The following is a 253-nucleotide window of genomic DNA, read 5'->3' as shown; positions in this document are numbered from 1 at the left end:
GTCATAGTCTGGAGAGTCTTTAGCAGGCACGTCTTTTTTCAGGACATCCACTTCTTTTTGAATAATTTCTGCTCTAGGTCCCCATCTGCCGATTAACTCATCATTTTCATCGAGGAAGATGATAATTGGAATCGAGCGTGCCGTTCCATTTGTCAAAAATTGATCCATTAATTCCAGATTATCATCTCTGATTAAAAATCTTGTCTCGATTAACGCTTCATTAGCTAAGCGCAAAAAGATAGGCACATTGACC

1 protein-coding gene is annotated in these 253 nt (G+C 39.1%); it reads right to left on the bottom strand.

The window, feature by feature from the left end:
- Positions 1-253: thioredoxin family protein (locus EOC06_RS39160; protein ID WP_206631455.1), on the bottom strand; the 253-nt coding region annotated here is incomplete at both ends.

This window comes from Mesorhizobium sp. M7A.F.Ca.MR.362.00.0.0 (assembly GCF_004023175.1).
Taxonomy (GTDB): domain Bacteria; phylum Pseudomonadota; class Alphaproteobacteria; order Rhizobiales; family Rhizobiaceae; genus Mesorhizobium.
Note: the sequence above shows the minus strand (reverse complement) of the source record. Positions and strands in the feature narration are given on the sequence as shown.